At 63.1% G+C, this 24,945-nt stretch carries 24 protein-coding genes; 6 read left to right on the plus strand and 18 right to left on the minus strand.

Translation table 11 applies throughout. The features are described from left to right. Positions 1–60: 60 nt before the first annotated feature. Complete coding sequence (locus NKH98_RS03320; protein ID WP_352803635.1) at positions 61–660, minus strand: TetR/AcrR family transcriptional regulator; 600 nt, start codon at positions 658–660, stop codon at positions 61–63. 725 nt (positions 661–1,385) lie between these two features. Here NKH98_RS03320 and NKH98_RS03325 point away from each other — a divergent pair. Next, the gene (locus NKH98_RS03325; protein WP_352896671.1) at positions 1,386–2,303 is read left to right on the plus strand and encodes an alpha/beta fold hydrolase; all 918 of its coding nucleotides are present in this window, start codon (positions 1,386–1,388) and stop codon (positions 2,301–2,303) included. A gap of 173 nt (positions 2,304–2,476) precedes the next feature. Next, a complete protein-coding gene (locus tag NKH98_RS03330; RefSeq protein WP_352896673.1) occupies positions 2,477–2,731 on the plus strand; it encodes a hypothetical protein in 255 nt (84 codons plus the stop codon). A gap of 21 nt (positions 2,732–2,752) precedes the next feature. Here NKH98_RS03330 and recQ read toward each other — a convergent pair whose 3' ends face one another. The 9 genes from recQ to uxaC form a co-directional block, all read right to left on the minus strand. Next, positions 2,753–4,591 carry a DNA helicase RecQ gene (gene recQ, locus NKH98_RS03335; protein ID WP_352896674.1) on the minus strand — a complete coding sequence of 613 codons (1,839 nt, stop codon included), beginning with the start codon at positions 4,589–4,591 and terminating at the stop codon, positions 2,753–2,755. A 362-nt stretch (positions 4,592–4,953) separates the two neighbouring features. Continuing rightward, positions 4,954–5,292 (minus strand): cupin domain-containing protein, encoded by a 339-nt coding sequence (locus NKH98_RS03340; protein WP_254820465.1) that lies wholly within the window; start codon positions 5,290–5,292, stop codon positions 4,954–4,956. A gap of 24 nt (positions 5,293–5,316) precedes the next feature. Then, positions 5,317–6,084 (minus strand): 2-dehydro-3-deoxy-D-gluconate 5-dehydrogenase KduD, encoded by a 768-nt coding sequence (kduD, locus tag NKH98_RS03345; RefSeq protein WP_352896676.1) that lies wholly within the window; start codon positions 6,082–6,084, stop codon positions 5,317–5,319. Further along, positions 6,081–6,938, minus strand: a complete 858-nt coding sequence (gene kduI, locus NKH98_RS03350) for a 5-dehydro-4-deoxy-D-glucuronate isomerase (protein ID WP_352896677.1) — start codon at positions 6,936–6,938, stop codon at positions 6,081–6,083. The genes kduD and kduI overlap by 4 nt, the downstream gene beginning before the upstream one ends. Before the next feature lie 28 nt (positions 6,939–6,966). Beyond that, positions 6,967–7,743 carry a FadR/GntR family transcriptional regulator gene (locus NKH98_RS03355; protein ID WP_352896678.1) on the minus strand — a complete coding sequence of 259 codons (777 nt, stop codon included), beginning with the start codon at positions 7,741–7,743 and terminating at the stop codon, positions 6,967–6,969. 10 nt (positions 7,744–7,753) lie between these two features. Continuing rightward, entirely contained in the window at positions 7,754–9,034 is a 1,281-nt protein-coding gene (locus NKH98_RS03360) for a TRAP transporter large permease (RefSeq protein WP_352648936.1), read from the minus strand. 4 nt (positions 9,035–9,038) lie between these two features. Then, complete coding sequence (locus NKH98_RS03365) at positions 9,039–9,566, minus strand: TRAP transporter small permease (protein ID WP_352479635.1); 528 nt, start codon at positions 9,564–9,566, stop codon at positions 9,039–9,041. Between the two features lie 103 nt (positions 9,567–9,669). Next, complete coding sequence (locus NKH98_RS03370; RefSeq protein ID WP_352479586.1) at positions 9,670–10,647, minus strand: TRAP transporter substrate-binding protein; 978 nt, start codon at positions 10,645–10,647, stop codon at positions 9,670–9,672. Positions 10,648–10,687: 40 nt separating this feature from the next. Next, positions 10,688–12,097, minus strand: coding sequence for a glucuronate isomerase (gene uxaC / locus NKH98_RS03375; RefSeq protein WP_352801584.1), 1,410 nt, complete (start codon positions 12,095–12,097; stop codon positions 10,688–10,690). A gap of 175 nt (positions 12,098–12,272) precedes the next feature. Between uxaC and NKH98_RS03380 the strand changes: the two genes are divergently transcribed. Next, a complete protein-coding gene (locus NKH98_RS03380; protein ID WP_352479584.1) occupies positions 12,273–13,751 on the plus strand; it encodes a mannitol dehydrogenase family protein in 1,479 nt (492 codons plus the stop codon). Continuing rightward, positions 13,748–14,926, plus strand: coding sequence for a mannonate dehydratase (gene uxuA / locus NKH98_RS03385; protein ID WP_352801582.1), 1,179 nt, complete (start codon positions 13,748–13,750; stop codon positions 14,924–14,926). The genes NKH98_RS03380 and uxuA overlap by 4 nt, the downstream gene beginning before the upstream one ends. Position 14,927: 1 nt before the next feature. Here uxuA and lepB read toward each other — a convergent pair whose 3' ends face one another. The 7 genes from lepB to NKH98_RS03420 all read right to left on the minus strand — a co-directional run bounded on the left by lepB (position 14,928) and on the right by NKH98_RS03420 (position 21,789). Further along, positions 14,928–15,899: a signal peptidase I gene (lepB, locus tag NKH98_RS03390; protein WP_502894188.1), complete on the minus strand. Its 972-nt coding sequence runs from the start codon at positions 15,897–15,899 to the stop codon at positions 14,928–14,930. Between the two features lie 90 nt (positions 15,900–15,989). Further along, on the minus strand, positions 15,990–16,397 hold the full coding sequence (locus NKH98_RS03395) for a F0F1 ATP synthase subunit epsilon (protein WP_254820456.1): 408 nt from the start codon (positions 16,395–16,397) through the stop codon (positions 15,990–15,992). Positions 16,398–16,511: 114 nt separating this feature from the next. Next, on the minus strand, positions 16,512–18,077 hold the full coding sequence (gene atpD, locus NKH98_RS03400; RefSeq protein ID WP_352479582.1) for a F0F1 ATP synthase subunit beta: 1,566 nt from the start codon (positions 18,075–18,077) through the stop codon (positions 16,512–16,514). A gap of 67 nt (positions 18,078–18,144) precedes the next feature. After that, positions 18,145–19,029: a F0F1 ATP synthase subunit gamma gene (locus NKH98_RS03405; RefSeq protein ID WP_352801579.1), complete on the minus strand. Its 885-nt coding sequence runs from the start codon at positions 19,027–19,029 to the stop codon at positions 18,145–18,147. Between the two features lie 28 nt (positions 19,030–19,057). After that, positions 19,058–20,587 (minus strand): F0F1 ATP synthase subunit alpha, encoded by a 1,530-nt coding sequence (gene atpA, locus NKH98_RS03410; protein ID WP_352896681.1) that lies wholly within the window; start codon positions 20,585–20,587, stop codon positions 19,058–19,060. After that, positions 20,587–21,147 (minus strand): F0F1 ATP synthase subunit delta, encoded by a 561-nt coding sequence (locus NKH98_RS03415; protein WP_352479581.1) that lies wholly within the window; start codon positions 21,145–21,147, stop codon positions 20,587–20,589. Before NKH98_RS03415 ends, atpA begins: the two co-directional genes overlap by 1 nt. A 246-nt stretch (positions 21,148–21,393) precedes the next feature. Further along, positions 21,394–21,789 carry an AGROH133_08824 family phage infection protein gene (locus NKH98_RS03420; protein WP_352896683.1) on the minus strand — a complete coding sequence of 132 codons (396 nt, stop codon included), beginning with the start codon at positions 21,787–21,789 and terminating at the stop codon, positions 21,394–21,396. A 215-nt stretch (positions 21,790–22,004) separates the two neighbouring features. On the opposite strand from NKH98_RS03420, the gene NKH98_RS03425 reads away from it, so the two are divergent. Together NKH98_RS03425 and NKH98_RS03430 are read left to right on the plus strand one after the other, a co-directional pair. Beyond that, positions 22,005–22,247, plus strand: coding sequence for a type II toxin-antitoxin system Phd/YefM family antitoxin (locus tag NKH98_RS03425; RefSeq protein WP_352479579.1), 243 nt, complete (start codon positions 22,005–22,007; stop codon positions 22,245–22,247). Beyond that, positions 22,244–22,699: a PIN domain-containing protein gene (locus NKH98_RS03430; RefSeq protein WP_352479578.1), complete on the plus strand. Its 456-nt coding sequence runs from the start codon at positions 22,244–22,246 to the stop codon at positions 22,697–22,699. Before NKH98_RS03425 ends, NKH98_RS03430 begins: the two co-directional genes overlap by 4 nt. 11 nt (positions 22,700–22,710) lie before the next feature. On the opposite strand, the gene NKH98_RS03435 is transcribed toward NKH98_RS03430, so the two are convergent. Further along, positions 22,711–24,894 carry a primosomal protein N' gene (locus NKH98_RS03435; RefSeq protein WP_352896685.1) on the minus strand — a complete coding sequence of 728 codons (2,184 nt, stop codon included), beginning with the start codon at positions 24,892–24,894 and terminating at the stop codon, positions 22,711–22,713. Between the last annotated feature and the right edge of the window lie 51 nt (positions 24,895–24,945).

Here is a 24,945-nt window from a genome sequence, read left to right on the forward strand (position 1 = left end):
AGTAGGTAGAGAGTCTTGACGAACGTCGCGGAGCCGTTACGGCTATGGTTGGTTGAGATCTTAGTGTCGTATGTGGAGGGAACGCGGAGCGAGCCGCTCCAGGAGCGGGCCTGTTATGACGCCGAATATCGTCGGGTCGCCATAGGCCCGTGCCGAAAGCATCGCGCCGTGGACAGTCGCCATGAACGCTTCAGCCTCGGCGCGAGGGGTACTCATCAGTTGAAATTGGCCGCGCCGCGCGCCGCGCTCCAGCACGGATGTAAGCCAAGCCGACAGGGAGCGGAAATGCGCCCGGACCTCAAGGCGGACTTCCTCGGGCAGAACGGGGAGCTCGCTTGCCAACAGCGCGCAGATACAAAACGGGGCGCTGGCGTCCGCAATGCAGGCTTCCCAATACCCGGCATAGATCCGCAACTGTTCGAGCGGATCGGATTCGTGAAGTTCGACATTTGCCATCCCCGCTTCAGCTTCTTCCCGATACCGCGCAACCAGCGTCCGAACCAGATCGACTTTGCTTGGGAAATGGTGATGGATGCTCGCCTTACGGATCCCGACCACAACAGCGATGTCGGCATAACTGAAACCGTTGTAGCCGCCAGCGACGATCAGAGAACGCGCACAAGCCAGGATGTCGTCAGAGGTGGTAGACAAGTTGCTCATGCCCATACCTACCTTCTGGTAGGATGGCCGTCAAGCCTACTTGCAAAGCGAGTAGCGTGAAATTGGGTGGCTTTGGCGTAGACGTCATTCGATCTTCGTTGATCTCGGCTCGCCATAAATTCAGAAAGCGCCGGGTGTTTGTCGATCGAGGTAGCCATCCCACTTCGGGGAGGAGGGCAACGCCCTCCGGTCGACCGGATCATTGCGATCGCCGGGCGGCACTAGGCGTTTGCACCGACTGCGCTATCTCCCCATCGTTAGCCTTGTTCTATCGCTGGTTGAAGACTGGGAGGTTTCCATGGATCGGCGACTATTTTTGACAGGAATGTTTGGCATTGCCGGGGCCGCGGCCCTTGCAAGCACAGTTCGGCCAATCAACGCAGTGGCCGGCGTTCCGACTGCCAGAAGCGGCATTCTCGATGAACTCGAGGCGCCGGATGTCGAAACCTTCGACGACGACGAAACTCAAGCCGAGTTGCAACCAGTCTATCATCGCCGGTGGCACCGGCCGCGTCGGCGCCGCCGGCGTGCTTGGAGAAGGGTCTGTCGCGTTTACTGGCGAAATGGCTATCGGCGCAGGCGGTGCTTCCGCAGGCGCGTGTGGGTCTGGTTTCCATTCTAGCAACTGGCCGGCTTGAACCCTGGCCATTGCGGCCGGGGTTTTCGCCTCAGGCGGCCGTTAGCGCCCTTGGAGAGTTGTCTAAGGGCGCCCGAGGAGGCTGACGGTGTTTGCAGGTTTCAGAGCCACCAGCTTGGAACTGGACGATACGACCATTTTCGCAAGGGTCGGTGGCACCGGTCCGCCGCTGCTGCTTCTTCACGGTTTTCCAGAAACGCATCTGATGTGGAGGGATATCGCCGCAGCCTTGGCGCCCCGCTTCACGGTGGTCGCCGCCGACCTTCGAGGCTATGGGCAAAGCGGATGCCCGGTTTCCTCTGCCGATCATAGCCCATACGCCAAGCGCGCCATGGCCGGCGACATGGTTCAGGCCATGAAGCAGTTGGGGTTTCAGCGGTTCATAGTTGCCGGACATGATCGCGGCGGGCGGGTTGCCTATCGCCTGGCGCTCGACCATCCCGACAAAGTGCTCAAAATCGCCGTCCTCGACATCATCCCCACCGCCGCAACATGGGATCGGGCGGATGCCAGACTGGCGCTCGGCTTCTGGCCCTGGAGCCTTCTTGCCCAGCCGGAGCCCCTGCCGGAGCGTCTGATAGGCGCGGCTCCCGATGCCGTCGTCGACGATGCAATAACGCAGTGGGGATCGTCGGCGAAAATGGTCTCCAAAGAGGTCAGGAACGCCTATGTTGATGCGCTTCGCGATCCCGCGCATATTCACGCCATCTGCGAAGAGTATCGCGCCGCTGCGACGATCGATCGTGAACATGACGCGCTGGACCAGGTAAACGGTCGTCGCATCGAGTGTCCGCTACTGGCGCTATGGAGTGGCGAAGGCGCCCTGGAGAACTGGTATGCGCAAGAAGGCGGGCCGCTGGCCATCTGGAGGAAATGGGCCGACAGAGTGGAAGGACGCGCTGTCCAAGGCGGGCACTTTTTCCCAGAAGAGCACCCCGAAAAGATCGCAGCGGTTCTCTCGGAATTCTTCGAGGACAAACAGGACGGTCAGCACAGAGTATCGTAGAGGTCACATGCTTCAGTTACGCCGAACCTCGGGAGTGCTTCGCGGCCTGAGATCGAGAACCCTCCGAAATTCGCTCGGCCGGCGTCAACGTGCTTGAAAAGAAAATGAAGGCGATCTCCACAGCCGCGCCTCTGATATGCAGCCTGATGTTTGTCGGAAGTTGCGCATCGCCTTTGCCTGCATCCTTCGATGCTGCGAAATACGACAAGATGAGTTGCGTCGAGCTCAACGTGGCGATGGGCGCTGTCGCCGACGAAATGTCGGCGACAGCCACCGCTCGTGGCAAAGTCGTCCACACCAACATTCCGGGCTGGCTGTTGGGAGGGCAGCGTGTCGCCTCGACCGTGGCTGCCCGCCAGAGTGCGAAGATCGAGCGCTTGCGGCAGCAGGAGGCTGCGATTGCGGCGGCGAGGCGAAGCAGGTGCTGATTACGTCACTGAAGTGGGTCTTCAGCCCGCCACACCAGATTGATGCGCAGCGATCGCGCCGAGGAATATCTCGCCGAAATCCTTGAGCTTGGCGGCGCCGACGCCGTTGACCGCGGCGAAGGCGTCCAGATCGCGCGGGCAGCGTTCGGCCATATCGATCAGTGTACGATCCGAAAAGATCACGAAGGCCGGCACCTGGCGTTCCCGGGCAAGACGCAGCCGTACAGCCTTGAGCGCGGCCAGCAGCACCGAATCCAGACCTTCCGTGCCTGCTGCGGTATCCTGTGCGGTCCGTATCTTGCCTCGCGATGACTGGCGCGCGTCCACGCGATACCGGAACGAGGCCTCGCCCCGAGCCAGCGCACAGCCCTTCTCGGCAATGGCGACGCCGCCATGGCCGGTTGAGTCCAATGTCAGAAACCCTCCCGCGACGAGCTGGCGCACCAGCGACAGCCACACATTTTTCTTGTGCGCGACACCGGTGCCGAAGCTGGCAAGCCTGTGGTGGTTCCTGTCCAGGACCTTCTCGGTCTCATGGCCGAGCAGAACATCGACGACATGGCCGGCGCCAAAGCGCTCGCCGGTCTGTGCGATCGCCGCCAGGATCAGCCGTGCCTCCGCCTCGCCATCCGCATGCGGCGCCTGGTCGAGGCAGTTGTCGCAATTGCCGCAAGGCGAAGCACTCTCGCCGAAATAGCCAAGCAGGATCTGACGGCGGCACTGCGTCGTCTCGCAATAACCGATCAGCGTATCGAGGCGGCCATGCGCGCGCCTTTTGTGCTCAGCCGGCGCGTCCTCGTCTTCGATGAAAAGCCGGCGCATGCGGATATCGCCGAGACCGAAGAGCATATGTGCCTCGGCCGCCCGCCCGTCGCGGCCCGCCCGCCCGATTTCCTGATAATAGGCCTCCAAGCTGCCCGGCAGGTCGGTGTGGAAGACATAGGCGACGTCCGGCTTGTCGATCCCCATGCCAAAGGCGATGGTCGCCACCATCACCACACCGGACAAGGTCATGAAAGCGTTTTGATTCGCTTCACGCGCGTCCTTGCTCATGCCGGCATGATAGGCGAGCGCGCGTACGCCGTTCCGCTCGAGGAACGCCGCCATCTCTTCGGTCTTTTTGCGCGACAGGCAATAGACGATCCCGCTGCGGCCTGCATGGCGCTGCACGAAGTTTAGCAATTGGCGCTTGCTGTCCTGCTTGGGCTCAATGCCTAGCTTGATGTTCGGTCGGTCGAAGCCGAGCACCACCGTATCGACGCGCCCGTCGAACAGTTGCGCGGCAATGTCGGTGCGCGTCGTCTCGTCCGCCGTCGCCGTCAGCGCAATGATCGGCACTTTCGGGAAGATATCACGTAGTCTCGACAATTCTTCGTATTCGCGCCGGAACGCCGGTCCCCATTGCGAGATGCAATGTGCCTCGTCGATGGCGATCAGCCGGACATCGAGCTTGGTCAACGCCTCGAGCATTCGCACGGTCATCAACCGCTCCGGTGCAAGATAGAGCAGGCGCGTCTGGCCTGCCGCGACACGGCGCCATGCAGCGACATTGGCATCGCGGTCGAGCGAGGAATTGATCGTATCGGCCGCCACGCCGGCAAGCCGCAATGCGGCGACCTGATCCTGCATCAGGGCCACCAGCGGCGAAACGACAATGGTGAGCCCGCCCAGCACCAGCGCCGGGACCTGGTAGCAGAGCGACTTGCCGGCGCCGGTCGGCATGACAGCCAGCACATGATGCCCGGCCAGAAGCGCCTCCATCACGGCCGATTGGCCGAGACGAAAATCATCGAAGCCGAATACATCCTTCAGGACGCGCCGCTTGGAATCCTCCACCGGGACGCTCGCCGCTATCTGCATTAGGGAACTTTCGGGGATACGACCTGCCGAAATTCGCCGGCGAATCGCCAGGTGATTGCCTGGACAGCAGATTCGAACATTTATCGACCCCTCTGGTCCTGTCCGCGGCACCGTCTGAGGCGAACTTCTCTCTCATTGGCCGATATCAGACCGTCGTTCCAGCCCCTATTCGCTTTGGCTGTGAATATCGCACCGCCTCGGAGCGGTTAATCCTATCTTCACCATCATTCGGCAGGTTCAGGTTCTGCGGTGATGTTTTGAGTACCGCGGCGCCACAAGCGCCCAGGCAACACGCCCGCGTCTCTCCGGAGGCGCGGGTTTTTCCTTCTGAGAACCGGCTGCCTGATCTTCGGGCCCGCAGCTCAGTCGAGGAAATCGGCGCGGTGCGGCGTAAAGCTGTCGACCAGTCGTCCCGCCTGCAGCGCCTTGACGCCATGGACAAGGTTGGAAGGAACGATGAAGCTGCTTCCGGCTTCCAGGATCTCGGTCCTGCCGTCGATGGTGACCTCGAAGCGCCCTTCGGCGACGTAGCTCGCCTGGACGTGCGGGTGCGAGTGCAGCGCGCCGACGCCACCCTTGTCGAAACCGAACTCGACCATCATCAGCTCGTCCGTGTGCAGGAGCACGCGTCTGCGGTTGCCATCCGGCGTCGGCGTCCATGCGCCCTCACCGGCATGCGAGAAGATTTTGGTTCCGGTCATCGCCAAACTCTCGTCTTTTGTTGTTCATCGCGCCAGCCAGCCGCCGTCCACCGGCATCACCGCGCCATGCATATAGTTCGACGCCGGCGCCAGCAGGAAGACGGCTGCGTCGCCGATGTCTTCCGGCGCGCCCCAGCGCCCGGCCGGAATGCGCGCCAGGATCGACGCGCTGCGGTCGGGGTCGGCGCGCAGCGCCTCGGTGTTGTTGGTCTCGATATAGCCCGGCGCAATGCCGTTGACATTGATGCCTTTTGCCGCCCATTCGCATGCCAGCAGCCGGGTGATGCCGAGCACGCCGTGTTTGGAGGCGGTGTAGGAGGCGACACGAATGCCGCCCTGAAAGCTCAGTACCGAGGCAATGTTGACGATCTTGCCACGCCGCCCCGGCTCGGCAAGGACGCGCCTGGCAAAGCGCTGGCTGAGGAAGAACACCGTCTTGAGATTGACGCCGATGACGTCGTCCCAGTCGGCTTTGGTCAAGTCGACCGCATCGGCACGCCGGATGATGCCGGCATTGTTGACTACGCCGTCGAGCGGCCCGGTATCGTCCCAGACGCGGTCAAGCATCGCCTGGGCAGCGGCATCGTCGCCAAGGTCGCAGCGGACCGCCTCGAAGCGGCCGCCGGCCGCCGCAATCTTCTCCGCCGTCTCGTCCATCGCCGACCGGCCAACGCCGACCACCGCGCCACCGGCGCGCGCGATCGACACGGCGATGCCCTGGCCGATGCCGGTATTGGCGCCCGTAACGAGGATGCGCTTGCCGGCAAGGCTGAACGCAGAGAGGTCGCTCACTTGAGCTCCTCCATCATTACCAAGTCGACGTCGGTATAGTCGACATTGTCGCCGGCCATCGCCCAGATGAAGGCGTAGTTCGAGGTGCCGGCGCCCGAATGGATCGACCATCCCGGCGACAGCACCGCCTCCTCGTTTCGCATGACGAGATGGCGCGTTTCGTCCGGCTCGCCCATGAAATGAAACACCCGCGCCGCCTCCGGCAGATCGAAGTAGAGATAGGCTTCCATGCGGCGGTCATGCACATGGCATGGCATGGTGTTCCAGACCGAACCGGAGGCAAGCTGCGTCATGCCGACGACAAGCTGACAGGTCTTTACCCCATCGGCATGGATGAACTGGAAGATCGAGCGCTCGTTGGAGGTCGCCTGGCTGCCGAGATCGAGCCGCTTGGCATCGCCGATGCGGATCAGCCGGTTGGGATGGCCCCGATGCGCCGGCGCGCTGAGCAGGTAGAATTTAGCCGGCGCTGCCGGATTGGTCGCAGCGAACGATACCTCATCCGTGCCCATGCCGAGATAGAGCATGTCGCGCGCCTGCAGCTCGTAGGATTGACCGCCGGCCTTCACGATGCCGGCACCGGCGATGTTGACGATGATCATCTCACGGCGGTCGAGAAAATTCTTGGTCCCGGTCGGCTTGATCGCCTGCAGCGGCAGCGGCGTATCGGCGGGCATGGCGCCGCCGACGATCATGCGGTCGTAGTGGGTGTAGGTCAGGCCGATGCGGCCGGGCCGGAACAAGTCCTCGATCAGGAAATTGTGTCGCAGCTCGTCCGTTCCCATGGCAGCGGCAGAAACGGGATCGATGGCGAAGCGGGAGGTGAAATCCGTATGATTGTCAGTGTGATTCATTGCTGTCCCATGGGGCTGCCTCAATTGCTTATTCAGTTCCCGCGGCCTTGACCGAGTCGGCATAAAAAACCTGGCGCGCGTGCAGACGCTCGCGATAGCGCTGCTGGCTGGCACCCAGATGCGCGCGCATCGCCTCCCGGGCCGCCTCGGCATCGCCTGCCGAGATGGCCTTGAGGATCACCAGATGCTCACGTTGCAGGCCGCGCTGATAGGCGTCCGATTGGGCGATCTCGGTCGACCATGGCGAGGTCACGTCGCAAGGAATGGCGCGCCGGCCGAGCACGTCGAGCATCTCGACATAGAACGGATTGTTGGTGGCGCTGGCGATTGCGCGGTGGAAAGCAAGGTCGGCCGGTCCCGTCGGCTCGCTGTTGAGGAGCAGCCGTTCGAATTCGAAGAAGGCTTCCTGGATCGCCGCTTCCTGCGCGGCGTTGCGGCGGATGGCAGCGAGCCCGGCGGATTCGATCTCGATCGCCAACCTGACTTCGAGCACGTTGAGGGCGATCGAATCCTTGCTGCCCATCTCCGCTGCAAGAGCACCGAATGCTGTCGAGATATGCTCGGTGACGAAGACGCCGGCGCCTTGGCGCGGCTCGACCAGGCCGTCCGCGGCAAGTTTGGCCAGCGCTTCGCGTATCACCGTGCGGCTGACCCCGAAGGTCTCGGTCAACTGGCCCTCGGTCGGCAGCTTCTGGCCTGGCTGGATCTCGCCCGCCTGCAGTTGCTTGCGGATCGCCGCAACGACGGTTTCCGAAAGTTTCGGTCTTCGTTCGACGCGGAGGCCGGCTGCGGTGTCCGAGGTCATGTCGCACCTCCTATTTGAAGACGCTCGGCAGCCACAGCGAAATGGCCGGAATGTAAGTGACGAGCGCAAGCACCACGAGGCCTGCGCCATAGAACGGCCAGATCGAGCGCATCGATTCCCAGACGGAGATCTTGCCCACTGCGCACGCCACGAACTGCACCGCGCCCACCGGCGGCGTGTTCAGCCCGATGCCGAAATTGAGGATCATGATAACGCCGAAATGCACCGGATCGACGCCGTAGGCCTGCGCCACGGGCAGGAAGATCGGCGTGCAAATGATGATCGTCGGCCCCATGTCCATGAAGGTTCCGAGGAACAGCATCAGGAGGTTGAGCAGGAGAAGCACGACCAGCGGATCGTCCGAGATCGCGTTCATGGAGGCGATCAGCGCTGCCGGCACTTTCAGGAAGGCCATCAACCAGGAGAACGCCGCCGCCATGCCGATGATGAGCAGCACCATGGCCGTGGTGCGCACGGCGCCGTAGGTGGCATGAACGAAACCTTCCCAGGTCATCTGCCGGTAAACGAAGACGGTTACGAACAACGCATAGATGACGGCGATACAGGAACTCTCGGTAGCCGTGAACACGCCCGATCGTACGCCGCCGAAGATGATCGCGATCAGCAGCAGGCCGGGCACCGCGACGGCGAAGAGATGCGCGACGGCGGTGAAGCCGGGAAACGGCTCGGTCGGATAGCCGCGGGAGCGCGCCACGAAATAGGCGGTGATCATCAGTGACAGGGCCAACAGCAGGCCCGGGATGATGCCGGCCGTGAACAGATCGGCGATGGAGATCTTTCCGCCTGCCGAAATCGAATAGATGATCATGTTGTGCGACGGCGGCAGCAGCAGCGCGATCAGCGCCGCCATCGACGTGACGTTGACGGCGTAGTCCGCTCCATAGCCACGCGCCTTCATCTGCGGGATCATCAGGCCGCCTACCGCCGCTGCCTCCGCCACCGCGGAGCCCGAAATGCCGCCGAACAGTGTGGCGGTGGCGATGTTGACCTGCCCGAGGCCGCCGCGCAAATGACCGACGAGCGAGCCGGCGAAGGCAACGATCTTGCTGGCGATGCCGCCGCGCACCATCAAGTCGCCGGCGTAGATGAAAAACGGAATGGCCAGCAGCGAAAAGACGCTCATGCCGGAATTCAGTCGCTGGAATACGATGAGCGGCGGCAGGCCCATATAGAGGACGGTGGCAAGGCTTGCGACGCCGAGGCAGAAAGCGATTGGCGTGCCGATAAGCATCAGCAGGGTGAAGACGCCGAACAGAATCCACAGTTCCATGGCGTCAGACCTTCACGTTCGCGGTGTCGAGTTCGGCCGCGACTTCGGCCGGCGGCAGTTCATCGAGGGCATCGTCGATCGGCGCACCGGAGAGGCGAAGCACGATGCGCTCCAGCGTGAAGAGCACGATGAGCGCTCCGCCCGCGACAAGCGGGACGTAGTCCCAGCCCCCCGATATGCCGAGTGACGGCAAGGTAGAACCCCAGGTCAATGCGACCAGCTGGCTGCCATACCAGATCATGCCGATGCCGAAGGCGAGCGCAACGAGGTCCGAAATCATCCGCAGCCAACGCTTGCCGCCTTTCGGCAGCACGTAGAGCAGGACGTCGAAGCCAAGATGGTAGTTCTCGCGCACACCGACGGCGGCGCCGAGGAAAATGAACCAGCTCATCAGCATCACCGAGCCCGGCTCGGTCCAGCTCGGCGAGCGGTTCAGAACATAGCGGCCGAACACCTGCCATGCGACGAAGGCGGTCATCAGCACCAGCCCGATGCCGGCGATCGACAGCGCCGCCGTGCTGACGCGCGACATCACTTGCGCGACGCCGGACAGAAGCGGTCTTGGTTTTGGGCTGGAAGTCACCGGTTTTCTCCGCAAGAGGATGGCGGCGCGGAATGTCCGCGCCGCCGCTTGATCACTGCACGGCCTTGATGGCTTCGACCATGGCCTTCAGCTTGTCGTCCTTGACGTGCTTCTCGTAGACCGGCCCCATCGCGTCGATGAAGGGCTGCTTGTCCGGCGTCGTGATCTGCGAACCTGCCGCCTCGACCTTGGCGCGCGATTCCTTGACCTTGGCGGTCCACAGCTCGCGCTGCTTGGCGACGCTTTCTTTGGCGGCCGCCTTGAAGATCGCCTGGTCTTCCGGCGTCAGCTTGTCCCAGCTCGACTTCGCCATGACGAAGGCTTCCGGCACCATCGTGTGCTCGTCGAGCGAATAATACTTGGCGACTTCCGCGTGCTTGGCAGTGTCGTAGCTCGGAAAATTATTCTCCGCGCCGTCGATGACCCCGGTCTCGATCGCCGAATACACCTCGCCATACGGCATCGGTGTCGCGTTGGCGCCGAGTGCCGCCACCATGTCTACGAAGATGTCGGACTGGATGACGCGGAACTTCATGCCGGCCATATCGGCTACAGTGTTGATCGGCTTCTTCGAATTGTAGAAGGAGCGCGCGCCGCCGTCATAAAAGGCGAGCAGCACCAGCCCGACCTGGTCGAACGCCGCCGCGATCTGGTCGCCGATCGCCCCGTCCATGACCTTGTGCATATGCTCTTCCGAACGGAAGATATAGGGCAGCGAGGGCACGGTGGTCTCGGGGATGAGCCCGTTGAACGGCGCCATCGAAACACGGTTGAGATCGATCACGCCGGTGCGCACCTGCTCGATCGTGTCCTTTTCCTCGCCAAGTTGCGCGGAAGGATAGATCTCGACCACATAACGGCCGGCGGTGCGCTCCTTCACCAGCTCGCCGAAATATTTGACCGCCTCGACCGTCGGATAGCCATCCGGGTGGGTGTCGGACGAGCGCAGGACCGTCTGGGCGCTTGCCGATCCGGCCAGCAGTGCGGCGGCTACTAGCGTAGCTCCCGCCAGTCTAGAAAAATGCAGCATTGGTTTCCTCCCGTTTTTGAAACGATGGCGGCAAGCGCCGTTAGAGCCGGTACGCCTTTTTCGCGAGCGTATAGGCAAGTTCCTGCGCCAGCTCGTGCGCCTCGTCTTCGCCGAGCCGATGCTCAGTGACGAGACGCGCCAGAAAAGCGCAATCGACCCGGCGCGCCACATCATGGCGGGCCGGTATGGATGGGAAGGCGCGGGTGTCGTCGTTGAAACCGACGGTGTTGTAGAAACCGGCGGTTTCGGTGGTCATCTCACGGAACCTGCGCATGCCTTCGGGGCTGTCGTGGAACCACCAGGCCGGCCCGAGCTTCAATGCCGGGTAGACGCCGGCGAGCGGCGCCAGCTCGCGCGCATAGCTGGTCTCGTCGAGGGTGAAGAGGATGACGGTGAGGTCGCGTTCCAGCCCGACACAGTCGAGCAGCGGCTTCAGCGCCGTCACATAATCGGTTCGGGTCGGGATGTCGAAGCCTTTATCCCTGCCGAACTTCTGAAAGATAGAAGGCGAATGATTGCGCCAGGAGCCGGGATGGATCTGCAGGACCAGCCCGTCGTCGCGGCTCATCTTGGCCATCTCGGTCAGCATCTGGGCGCGAAACAGTTTTCGCTCGCGCTCGTCGTCCGAGCCCCGGCGGACACGGTTGAACAGCTCCGCGGCGGCGGCATCCGAAAGATTGGCGGTGTCGGCCGTCGGATGGCCGTGATCGGAGGACGTCGCACCGAAACTCTTGAAGAAGGCGCGCCGCTGGCGATGCGCATCGAGATAGCCGGCCCAAGTGCCGGTGTCGCAGCCGGTGATCTCGCCAAGCCGGTCGAGATTGGCCGAAAAACCTTCGAAATCGGGATCGACGATCGCATCCGGCCGGTAGGCGGTGACGACGCGGCCCTGCCAGCCGCTGTCGCGGATCGTTCGATGCCATTGGAGATCGTCGAGCGCGCCCTCCGTCGTCGCGATGACCTCGATGTTGAAGCGCTCGAACAGCGCCCGAGGGCGATAGTCTTCACGCTGCAGCAGCGTCGCGATCGTGTCGTAATGGCGGTCGGCTGTCTTGGCATTCAGCGGCTCGCCGATGCCGAACAGATGGGCGAGCACATGGTCGAACCACAGCCGGGTCGGCGTACCCCGAAACAGGTAATAATGCTCGGCGAAGCGCCGCCAGATCGTTCTGCCGTCGGTCTCCACCGGCGAGCCGTCAAGCGTTGGCACCCCAAGGTCCTCAAGCCGAACGCCCTGGCTGAACAGCATGCGGAAAATGTAGTGGTCCGGCACGATCAGCAATTGCGCCGGATCGGGAAACGCCTCGTTGAGCGCATACCAGCGCGGATCGGTGTGGCCGTGCGGGCTGACGATCGGCAGATCCTTGACCGCCGCGTAGAGATCGCGGGCCAGCGAAAGCGGGCGCGCCTCGGCGGCAAACAGCAAGTCCGGATCCGTCAATGCGGCCACGTAGATCCTCCCAACCCGGACATCGGTAGGGTTGGAAAGAAATAATGTCAACATACAAAAACTGGGTTGTTGTATGATGACTTTTCGTCGGCCATTGCCCATTGTGCGTGACGGCATCGGGTGTTACGCCGCCTGCCAGCAGGGACCCAACAATCTCGATCAGACACGTGGCGCAATGACCAACAGACGCCTTTCCAACAGTACGCTGAAGGCACTGCCGGCTTCGGTCGCGGTTCCGCGCTACGCCCGCGGCGGCGTCGCACCGGGCATCGTCCATCTCGGCGTCGGTGCGTTCCATCGCGCCCATCAGGCGGCCTATGTCGACGACTGCCTGGCGGCGGGCGAGGCGGACTGGGGCATTGTCGGCGTGTCCTTGCGCAGTCCGGACACGCGCGACGCACTGGCGCCGCAGGATGGCCTCTACACGCTGGCGATCAGGAGCAGCATCGGCGAAGAGCTGCGCGTCATCGGTTCGATCCTGTCGCTGCTGGTGGCGCCGGAAGATCCGGCTGCGGTGCTCGCCGCTCTGACGGATCAGCGCACCCGCATCGTCACGCTCACGATCACAGAAAAGGCTTATCTGAGAGCAGCCGGCGGCGGTCTGGACAGCACCCATCCGGACATCGTCCATGATTTGGCTAACCCGCAAATGCCACGGACGGCGCATGGTTTTCTCACCGAAGCGCTGTCGCGCCGCCGTTTCGCCGGCATCAAGCCTTTCACCGTGCTCTGCTGCGACAACCTTCCGGCCAATGGCGCCACGCTGCACCGCCTGCTGGTCGAATTCGCAGCACTGCGCGATCCCGGCCTTGCCGGGCACATCGCCGACGGCGTCGCCTTCCCGTCGAGCATGGTCGACCGCATCGTGCCGGCGACCACCGATGCCGACCGGGCGCGTATCGCCGTCGAGCTCGGCGTCGAGGATGCCTGGCCGGTGATGACCGAGCCGTTCTGCCAATGGGTGGTCGAGGATGATTTCCCGGCAGGCAGGCCGGTCTGGGAAGAGTTCGGCGTCACCATGGTCGGCGACGTCGGGCCCTTCGAAGACATGAAGCTGCGGCTGCTCAACGGTTCGCATTCGGCAATCGCCTATCTCGGCCTGCTCAGCGGCTTCGACACGGTCGACCGCGCCTTTGCCGATCCGGCGATCCGGCAATTCGTCGACGGACTATGGGCCGAGGCTATCCCGACACTGCCGCAGGACGCCGGGCTCGATACGGCCGGCTACACGGCCCAGCTCGCCGAACGCTATTCGAACACCGCGCTCGCCCATCGCACGGCGCAGATCGCCAATGACGGCAGCCAGAAGCTGCCGCAGCGCATCGTCGCCTCGGCCCTCGATCGACTGAGCGCCGGTGACCCGCCCGCGCATCTCATGTTGGTGGTGGCGGCCTGGATCGCCGCTTGCGAGGCGCGCGGCAAAACCTTGCCGGAAGCCCATTTTACCGACCCGATCGACACTCCGCTTACGGCGCTCGGCAGCCGGCCGGCTGATGAAACGGTGACAGCGATATTCGATCTCGCCGGCTTCGCCAAAGACCATTCCCACCGCATGACACTGATCGATCTGACGGCAGCTCATCTCGAGCGCCTGCGGCGGGGCGGACCTGCCGCTGCCTTCGCGGCGCTTGGCATACGGAGTGAGAAGCCATGAGACAAACCTGGCGCTGGTTCGGGCCAGACGATCCGGTGACGCTTGCCCATGTCCGTCAAGCCGGCGCCGTCGGCATCGTCAGCGCGCTGCATCACCTCAATGACGGCCGCGCCTGGCCGGCGGACGAGATCGCCAGGCGCAAGGCCGACATCGAGGCAGCGGGCCTGACCTGGGATGTGGTCGAAAGCATTGTCGTCCATGAGGACATCAAGACCCGCAGCGGCAACTGGCGCACCCTGATCGACAATTACAAGGCGTCGGTCCGCTCCGTCGCCGCCGCCGGGATCAATACCGTCTGCTATAATTTCATGGCGATCACCGACTGGACGCGCACAGACCTCGATTATCCCATGCCGCATGGCGGCACGGCGCTGCGCTTCGATGTCGTCGAGCTCTGCGCCTATGACGTCTTCATCCTTGAGCGAGAAGGGGCGGAGGCCGATCACCCGCCGGCCCGCGTCGAAGCCGCGCGTGTGCGACTGCAAGGACTGAGCGACAGCGACAAGGCAAGGCTGGAGCGCAACCTGATCGGCTGGGTCCCGGCGCGCGAATTCATCTTCGATCGGGCAAGCTTCCGCCGCGCCCTCGACCTCTACAAGGACGTCTCCACCGAAGGCCTGCGCGAAAACCTGTTTGCCTTCCTGCGCGAGATCGTGCCGGTGGCCGAAGAGGCCGGGGTCAGGATGGCGATCCACCCCGACGATCCACCTTTTTCGCTGTTCGGCCTGCCGCGCATCGTTTCCAATGCTAATGATGCCCGCGCGCTGCTCGACGCCGTCGCTTCGCCGGCCAACGGGTTGACGCTGTGCACCGGCTCCTACGGGGCGGGCGCGCAGAACGATCTGCCGACGATGGCCAAGGCCTTCGCCGAAAACATCCATTTCGCCCATCTGCGCAACGTCACCAAGGAGCCAGACGGCTCCTTCCACGAAGCCGAGCACCTCGACGGCGACACCGACATGGTGGCGGTCGTGTCGGCGCTGATTGGCGAAGAGCGCCGGCGCAAGGCGGCAGGCAGGGCGGACTGGCAGATTCCGATGCGCCCCGACCATGGCCACGCCATCGTCGACGACATCGGCAAGAAGGTGAACCCCGGCTATTCCTGCATCGGCCGCCTGAAGGGCCTCGCCGAACTGCGCGGCGTCATGCGCGCAGTGGAGGCGCTGACAGTTTGAGCTATTTGCCTGAAGGATCCAATATTTGTCGGGAAGAATAGTCGACGCCCTTGGAATTCCAGAACAGCCGCACGGCCTTGCCGACCAGATTTTCATAGGGGACAAAACCCACCAGGAAGCGGCTATCGTTGGAGTTGTCGCGATTGTCCCCCAATGTGAAATACTCTGCCGTAGGCACCACAAACTCGCGTGTGTCGTCGCCGATCGAGTTGCCTAAGTCGATTACCGAATAAGAAATGCCCTCCGGCAGTGTCTCCCACTGGAGCTTGGCCGACTGTACTTCGCCGGAGGAATAGTCACCGACATCCTGCAGCTTCACTGGCACGCCATTGATGTGGAGCACCCCGCCGACCATCTGAATCCTATCGCCGGGCAAGCCGATGACTCTCTTGACGTAGTCTATGTCCGGTTCAGATGGCAGCCTGAACACCATAATATCTCCTCGCCTTGGCTCGGCGCCGAATATCCGGCCGTCAACAGGCAGCAGTCCAAACGGGACGCTATAGCGGCTGTAGCCGTAGGCGAATTTGGAAACGAAGAAATGATCCCCGTCCGCCAGCGTTGGAACCATGCTGCTGGACGGCATGGAGAACGGCTGGAATAGGAACGCGCGCATCGCAAATGCGGCCGGATACGTGGTCAGAAAGACGAGCACCAGCACCGAAAGCCCGTGCGCGTACCATCTGTCCGGCTTGAACCGGTGCGCGAAGGGAACAACGATCGCTGCCCACAGGGCCATCAAACCGATCCCTGAAAAATTGGCCCACCAACCAAGATCGACGCCAGGCAATACCGGAAAGCCAATGTAAATAAGCGCGAAAACGACGACGCTGATCACCACCAGGCTGACGACGGCCAGTTTGCCGCTGCCGATCCACAGAAAGCCGCCGAACGGACCGCCGAAGGCTGACACCAAGGCCGTCGACCACAGGGATCGCGAAGCTGTTTCTCGTTGCGCTGTTTCTTCCGTCACGGCCACCCCTCAATGCCCAGGCAGCCAGACTGTCCACCAAACAAAAAAGCGGGGCAAGCCCGCTTTTTCAGTCGGTCATTTGAGCGAACCTCAAGCCGGCAGGATGGCGCCTTCGAGCGTGGTGAGTTGGCTAAGGAACTGCTCGGCCTTGCTGCGGGTCTGATCGTCCTTGGCGTCGGCGGCGTCTTCTTTTGCCTCTTGGATGCGGCGGGCAAGGTCGGCGCGGTCGATGTCGCCGACGGCCACAGCCGATTCCGCCAGCAGCGTGCAGCCGGCCGGAACGATGTCGGCAAAGCCGCCGAACACCACATAGCGCTCTTCCTTGCCTTGCGCGGTCTTCAGCGTAACGACGCCCGGCTTGATTGTGGTCATGACCGGGGCGTGATGCGCCATGACAGTCATCTCGCCTTCGGCGCCCGGGATGACGACGGATTCGACTTGCTCGGAAACCAAGAGGCGCTCCGGCGAGACCAGTTCGAATTTGAAAGCTTCAGGCATGATCAATTTAGCGAGTAGGGAATAGGAAACTAGGCAGTAGCAACTGGCCCTAACCGGCCCACATCACGCAGCTGCTATTCCCTAACCACTACCGACTACTCCCTATTCCCTAAATTAAGCCGCTTCGGCGGCCAGGCGCTGTGCCTTCTCGACCGCTTCCTCGATGCCGCCGACCATGTAGAAGGCAGCCTCCGGCAAATGGTCGTAGTCGCCGTTGCAAAGGCCCTTGAAGCCCTTGATGGTGTCGGCGAGGTCGACCAGCTTGCCCGGTGCGCCGGTGAACACTTCGGCGACGAAGAAGGGCTGCGACAGGAAGCGCTCGATCTTGCGGGCGCGGGCAACCGTCTGCTTGTCCTCTTCCGACAGCTCGTCCATGCCCAGGATGGCGATGATGTCCTGCAGCGACTTGTAGCGCTGGAGGATCGACTGCACCTGGCGGGCGACCTGGTAGTGCTCTTCGCCGACAACCATCGGGTCGAGCATGCGCGAAGTCGAATCGAGCGGATCGACGGCGGGATAGATGCCCTTTTCCGAAATCGCGCGGTTGAGCACGGTCGTCGCATCGAGGTGGGCGAACGATGTCGCCGGTGCCGGGTCGGTCAGGTCGTCGGCCGGCACATAGATCGCCTGCACCGAGGTGATCGAGCCCTTGGTCGTCGTGGTAATACGCTCCTGCAGCGCGCCCATGTCGGTGGCCAGCGTCGGCTGGTAGCCCACGGCCGAAGGAATGCGGCCGAGCAGCGCCGACACTTCCGAACCCGCCTGCGTGAAGCGGAAGATGTTGTCGACGAAGAACAGCACGTCCTGGCCCTGGTCGCGGAAATATTCGGCAACCGTCAAGCCGGTCAGGCCGACGCGGGCGCGGGCGCCCGGCGGCTCGTTCATCTGGCCATAGACGAGCGCCGCCTTGGATCCTTCGCCGCCGCCCTTCTTGTTGACGCCGGACTCGATGAACTCGTGATAGAGGTCGTTGCCTTCGCGGGTGCGCTCGCCGACGCCGGCGAACACCGAGAAGCCGCCATGCGCCTTGGCGACGTTGTTGATCAGTTCCTGGATCAGCACCGTCTTGCCGACGCCGGCGCCGCCGAACAGGCCGATCTTGCCGCCGCGGGCATAGGGGGCCAGCAGGTCGAGCACCTTGATGCCGGTGACCAGGATCTGCGCTTCCGTCGACTGCTCGACATAGGTCGGCGCCGGCTGGTGGATCGAGCGCATCTCGATGCCGTCGACTGGGCCTGCCTCGTCGACCGGCTCGCCGATGACGTTAATGATGCGGCCGAGCATGCCCGGGCCGACCGGCACGGTAATCGGTGCACCGGTGTCATAGACGTCCTGGCCGCGGACCAGCCCTTCGGTCGAGTCCATGGCGATGCAGCGCACGGTGTTCTCGCCCAGATGCTGGGCAACCTCGAGCACCAGGCGATTGCCGACGTTGATCGTCTCAAGCGCGTTCAGGATCGCCGGCAGATGTTCGCCGAACTGGACGTCGACAACGGCGCCGATGACCTGCCGAACCTTGCCGGCCAAGCCGGTTTTCTTGATGGTGGCGGCCGGCGTATTCACAGCGGCGGCCTTGGTTGCTGCCGCCTTCTTGGCCGGAGCGGCCTTGGTTGCCGCCGCAGCCTTTGCTGGTGCCGCGGCCTTAGGGGCTGCCGTCTTCGGGGTCGCTGCTTTCGCCATCGTCTTTACCCTTTTCGTCTCTTTGTTTCTCACACGCTTGAGGTCGATGACCTCCTTGCGAGCGTGCCTAGAGCGCCTCGGCGCCCGAAATGATTTCGATCAATTCCTTGGTGATCTGCGCCTGCCGCTGGCGGTTGTAGGTGATCGACAATTTGTTGATCATGTCGCCGGCGTTGCGCGTCGCATTGTCCATGGCGCTCATCTTGGCGCCCATCTCGCCGGCAGCATTCTCGAGCAGCGCGCGAAAAACCTGCACGGAAATGTTGCGCGGGATGAGATCGGAGAGGATTTCGCCCGGCTCCGGCTCGTATTCGTAGACAGCGCTGCCGCCATCCTTCACTTCCGCGGCAGCCGAAGGCGCGCCCGCCGGGATAATTTGCTGCGCGGTCGGGATCTGGCTGATCACCGACTTGAACTGCGAATAGAACAGCGTGCAGATGTCGAAGCCGCCTTCGTTGAACAGGTGGATCACCTTCTTGGCGATGGCATCGGCATTGACGAAGCCCAGCGTCTTGACCTCGCGCAGATCGACACGCTCGATGATCAATGCCCCGTAGTCGCGGCGCAATATGTCGAACCCCTTCTTACCGACGCAGATGATCTTGACCTGCTTGCCGTCGGCCAGAAGCTTGCGGATGTGGTCGCGGGCAAAACGGGCGATCTGCGAATTGAAGCCGCCGCACAGACCACGTTCGGCCGTGCAGACGACAAGCAGATGCACGTCGTCCTTGCCGGTGCCGGTCATCAGCGCCGGGGCATCGCCGCCGTCGCCGATCGCCTGGGTGATGTTGGCCAGCACCGCGCCCATGCGCTCCGAATAGGGACGCGCCGCTTCCGCCGCTTCCTGCGCGCGACGCAGCTTCGCCGCGGCGACCATCTGCATCGCCTTGGTGATCTTCTGCGTCGCCTTGACCGAGGCGATACGGTTACGAAGGTCTTTTAACGAAGGCATGCTTCAAACCTGATCCCGTCCGTCCTGCTCAAGCAAAGGTCTTGGCGAAGGCGTCGATTTCTGCCTTCAGCTTGGCGCGCAGATCGTCGGACAGCGCCTTCTCCTTGCGGATGCCGTCGAGCACGTCCTTGCCGGCCGAGCGCATATGCGACAACAGGCCATGCTCGAATTTGCCCACCTGGTTGATCGCCAGCTTGTCGAGATAGCCATTGACGCCGGCGAAGATCACCGCGACCTGCTCCTCGACTTTGAGCGGCGAGAATTGCGGCTGCTTCAACAGCTCGGTCAGGCGCGAGCCGCGGTTGAGCAGGCGTTGCGTGGCGGCATCGAGGTCGGAGCCGAACTGCGCGAAAGCAGCCATCTCGCGGTACTGCGCAAGCTCGCCCTTGATCGATCCGGCAACCTGCTTCATCGCCTTGATCTGCGCCGAGGAGCCGACGCGCGACACCGACAGGCCGACATTGACCGCCGGACGGACGCCCTGGAAGAACAGATTGGTTTCCAGGAAGATCTGGCCGTCGGTGATCGAGATGACGTTGGTCGGGATGTAGGCCGAAACGTCGTTGGCCTGCGTCTCGATGATCGGCAGCGCCGTCAGCGAACCGCCGCCATTTTCGTCATTGAGCTTGGCGGCGCGCTCAAGCAGGCGCGAGTGCAGGTAGAAGACGTCGCCCGGATAGGCCTCGCGGCCCGGCGGACGGCGCAGCAGCAGCGACATCTGGCGATAGGCGACGGCTTGCTTCGACAGATCGTCGTAGCTGATCAGCGCGTGCATGCCGTTGTCGCGGAAATATTCGCCCATGGTGCAGGCGGTGAACGGTGCCAGGAACTGCATCGGCGCCGGATCGGAGGCGGTCGCGGCGATGATGATCGAATAGTCGAGCGCGCCGCGCTCTTCCAGGACCTTGACGAACTGCGCCACCGTCGAGCGCTTCTGGCCGACGGCGACATAGACGCAGTACAGCTTTTCCTTCTCAGGGCCGTTGTCGTGCACCGATTTCTGGTTGAGCATGGTGTCGAGGATGATCGCGGTCTTGCCGGTCTGGCGGTCGCCGATGACCAGTTCGCGCTGGCCGCGGCCGACCGGGATCAGTGCGTCGATGGCCTTGAGGCCGGTCGACATCGGCTCGTTCACCGATTTGCGCGGGATGATGCCGGGCGCCTTGACGTCGACGCGCTTGCGCTCGGTGGCCTGGATCGGGCCTTTGCCGTCGATCGGGTTGCCGAGCGCGTCGACGACGCGGCCGAGCAAGCCCATGCCGACGGGCGTATCGACGATGGCGCCGGTGCGCTTGACGGTGTCGCCTTCCTTGATGTCGCGGTCGGCGCCGAAGATGACGACGCCGACATTGTCGGCTTCGAGGTTGAGCGCCATTCCGCGGATGCCGCCGGGGAACTCGACCATCTCGCCGGCCTGGACATTGTCGAGACCGTAGACGCGGGCGATACCGTCACCGACGGACAGCACCTGGCCGACTTCGGAGACCTCGGCCTCCTTGCCGAAATTCTTGATCTGGTCTTTCAGAATTGCGGAAATTTCCGCGGCGCGGATGTCCATCAGCCGACCTCTTTCAGTGCAAGCTTGAGCGAATTGAGTTTGGTTTTGAGCGATGTATCGATCTGGCGCGAGCCGATCTTGACCACCAGTCCGCCGAGCAGCGACGGATCGACGGTGACCGAGATAGCCACGTCCTTGCCGGCGACGCTTTTCAGCGCCGCTTTCAGCTCGGTTTCCTGGGCAGGCGTCAGCGCATGCGCCGAGGTGACCTCGGCAGCGGTCTCGCCACGGTGTTCGGCGGCGATCTGGCGGAACGCCTTGATCATGCCGGGCACGGCAAACAGCCGGCGATTCTGGGCAACGACGCGCAGGAAATTGCCGGTGAGGCCGGTAATCCCTGCTTTGTCGGCGATCGCGGCGATCGCCTTGGCCTGGTCCTCGCTGGAGAAGACCGGGCTCCTGATCAGCCGCGAAAGGTCAGCGCTGCCTTCGAGCATGGCTTCGAACCTGTTGAGGTCGGCCTCGACGCTCGCGACCGAATTGGCCTGCAGCGCGAGTTCGAACAGCGAACCCGCATAGCGTTCTGCGACACCTGAGATTGGCGATGACGATTGGGCCACGGACCGTCTTTTCTCTTGTCTGACAGGCCGCAGATTGTTGGCGCGAGCAAAAACTCTGGCTAAATCTTTGACCTTACTGCATTTTTCCAAGCACGGAGGCGCGGCTTCCGCTATCCCCGGTCGAAAGTCGATTGCCGTCTAGCACAGGCATTTTCAGACCGCAATGCGTCGTCCGGCATGGTTTTCAGGCACTATTGTCGCATCCGCTAGCCGAGTTCAGCAACCAACCCCGGATTGATCCCTGATTCAGGGCAAAAAGCCGAAGGCGAAGGCAAGCGGCAGCGCCGCCAGCACCAGCTCGACGACGATGGAAGCCCAGTTGAACGGCGTATTGGCGCCATCCGACATCATCGACAGCAGCCGGCCGAAGGCGGTGAACAGCCAGGAGAAGCCGAGCGCCATGTAGAGCAACGGCTGCGCTAGGAGGATGCAGCACAGGCTGACGCCGAGATAAAAGCCCGACATCCGGCCGCGCCCCTCGGCGATCGCCGCTGCCTTCTCCGGTCTGACCTGCAGCCGCAGGATGCGGAATGCCAGCTGTGGCGCCAGGAATAGCAATAGGCCGAGCAATAAGGTCGCGACCGCACTCGACCACGCCAGCCACTCGCCCTGGCTCATCGGCCACGGAAACGTAAATTCCATCTTGCCCCCCCGTAGATGCATCCCTGAAATCTCGGGCAGTTTAGCGAAGCAAGAGACATTCGCCAGATAGATATTGGCCACTCAGGCGCGATCTCTTCAGCGGGCGATAAGAGGTCGCCGCCGATTCCAGTTCATCCCGTTGAGCAAGCTAGGGCTGTTCCTTTCCTGTATAGTTGCTATATATTATGACCACATGAGACCACAGGAGAGCGGTTGTGAAAACGATGCAGGTTCGGGATGCCAAGGCAGGATTCTCGGCGCTCGTCGAGGCCGCAGAGAACGGCGAACCAACCATCATTACGAAGCATGGTAAACCAGCGGCGGCGATCGTCTCGATCGAGGATGTTCAGAAGCTATATCCCGTTAAGCGCCGGAACTTTGGGGAATTTCTTTTGACCTATCCCGGAGGGATAGAACTTGAGAGGAACGAAGCACCCTCGCGGGATGTCGATCTTTGAACGGCTATCTCATCGATACATCGATTCTATCCGCCTTCGCGCCCGGAAAGCCGGTGCTTGCAAAAGACATCTCCACCTGGATCGCGACCCAAGGCGAAAAGCAGACGCTGTTCGTGCCTGTAATAGCAATCACCGAAATCGAGAAAGGCATACGCAAGCTCGATCGTGCCGGGGCCACAAGACGGGTGGAGGGTCTTACTGACTGGCTCAACGATCTCATCGAAGGATTTGCTGATCAAATCCTAGCGGTCAACGCCGATGTGGCTCGAAGAGCCGGGCAGATGGAGGAAGCAGCCTCTGCACACGGGAAGAATCCGGGGCTTGCCGACATATTGATCGCCGCTACGGCGGCAGTTAACGAGCTTACCGTCATTACGGCCAACGTCAGGCATTTTGAGGCGCTCGATGTGGGGTGCTGGGATATACTGCGAGACCCGCCTGCCGCCGACTAATGTCCAACGAGCTACAAGAAGCTCTGCGGGTCGATGTCGACCTGGACTCGCACCGAGCCCCTTATCCTCGGTCCCTCAGCCAGCATGGTGCGAATGAACCCTTGCGTATCGGCGCGCCGCTCGCCCTGGATCAGCAGGCGAAAGCGATGGCGGCCGCCGATCAATGACAGCGGCGCCTCGGCCGGGCCGAGCACGAACAGGTCGGTGGCTTGCGGCGCGGCGCGACGCAGGCCACGGGCGTGCCCTTCGGCTTCGGCTCGTGTCGCCGCGCTGACGATGACGCCGGCGAGCCTGCCGAACGGCGGCAGCCCCGCCCGCTCGCGCTCGGCGATCTCGCGCTCGTAGAAGGCCTCGGCATCGCCGGAGACGATCGCGCGCATCACCGGGTGGTCGGGTTGGAAGGTCTGCAGCAGGCCGAGGCTTTTCTTGCCGGTGCGGCCGGCGCGGCCGGTTACCTGGCTGAGCAGTTGGAAGGTGCGCTCGGCAGCGCGCGGGTCGCCATTGGCAAGGCCAAGATCGGCATCGACCACACCGACCAGCGTCATGTTGGGGAAATTATGGCCCTTGGCGACGAGTTGCGTGCCGATGACGATGTCGGCCTCGCCATTGGCGATGGCTTCAAGCTCGAGCCGCAGCCGTCGCACGCCGCCCATCAGGTCGGACGACAAGACGATCGTGCGGGCATCGGGGAAATGCGCGACGACCTCCTCGGCGATGCGCTCGACGCCCGGCCCGCAGGCGACCAGATGGTCGAGCGTGCCGCATTCCGGGCAGGCTTCGGGCCGGCGTTCATTGTGCCCGCAGTGGTGGCAGACGAGCTGGCCGCGAAAGCGATGCTCGACCAGCCAGGCCGAGCAGACCGGACAGCCAAAGCGGTGGCCGCAGACCCGGCAGAGCGTCAGCGGCGCATAGCCGCGCCTGTTGAGGAACAGCAGCGACTGTTCCTTTCTCTCCAGCGTCTGCCGCATATGGCCGAGCAGCACCGGCGACAGGAAGCCGCCGCGTGCCGGCGGCGCGCGGCGCATGTCGACCGTCTTGAGATCGGGAAGTGCCGCCTCGGCAAAGCGCGCCGAAAGCACCGCCCTGCTGTAGCGGCCCTGGCTGGCATTGACCCGGCTTTCGACCGACGGTGTCGCCGAAGCGAGCACGACTGGAAAGCCGCCGATATGGCCGCGCACCACGGCCATGTCGCGCGCGTTGTAGAAGACGCGATCCTCCTGCTTGTAGGCGGGATCGTGCTCTTCGTCGACGACGATAAGTCCAAGCTCCCTGAACGGCAGGAACAGCGCTGAGCGCGCGCCGGCGACGACCCGCACGCCGCCTTCCGCCACCTGTCGCCAGACCTTTTCGCGCATTCTTGGCGGCAGGTCCGAGTGCCACTCCGCCGGCTTGGCGCCGAACCGCTCCTGGAAGCGTTCGAGAAAAGCGTGGGTCAGCGCAATTTCCGGCAGCAGGATCAGCACCTGCTTGCCACGATCGAGCGCGGCCGCGACCGCCTCGAAATAGACCTCCGTCTTGCCGGATCCGGTTACACCGTCGAGCAGGGTGACCCCGAATGTGCCCGTCGTGACATTGGCGCGCAGCGTCTCGGCGGCATCGCTCTGGTCCGGCATCAGTGAAGGCTGGGCGTAGCCCGGGTCGGGTGCTGCGACTACCGGCCGCGGCGGGATCATCACCGTCTCGAATACGCCCTGCGCCCGCAGCCCGTCCACCACCGTCGACGACACGCCTGCCGCATGCGCCAGGCCGGACCGCGTCCAGGCCAGTCCGCCTTCGGCTGTCTCCAGCACGCGCGTCCTCGCCTCCGTCATCCGGTCGGGTCTGGCGAAGGTGCGCTGCAGCCCTTCGATCCACGGCTCCGGATCGAACGCCTCTGGCGCCCTGAGCAGCATCCGCGCCACCATGCCGGGCGGCGACAGCGTGTACTGCGCCACCCAATCGACAAAACGCCGCATCGCGCGGTCGATCGGCGGGCAGTCGAAAACCTGCTCGATCGGCCGCAATTTCTTCGCGTCGACCTTTTCGACGACGCCGTCCCAGACGATGCCGGCGACCTGGCGGGGCCCAAGCGGAACGCGCACGATCGAGCCCGGCACGACGCGCATGCCAGCCGGCACGGCATAGGTGTAGGGGCGCTCGGCGGGCATCGGCACCAGCACCGGTGCGGCCGCGACAAAGGGCGAATCTTCGATCATGAGGCGTGACCTTGCCCCGACTTTGGTCTAGATCAAAGTCCGACCCCAAAT

Origin of the sequence: Mesorhizobium sp. M0833, assembly GCF_040319905.1 — a bacterium.
Taxonomy (GTDB): domain Bacteria; phylum Pseudomonadota; class Alphaproteobacteria; order Rhizobiales; family Rhizobiaceae; genus Mesorhizobium.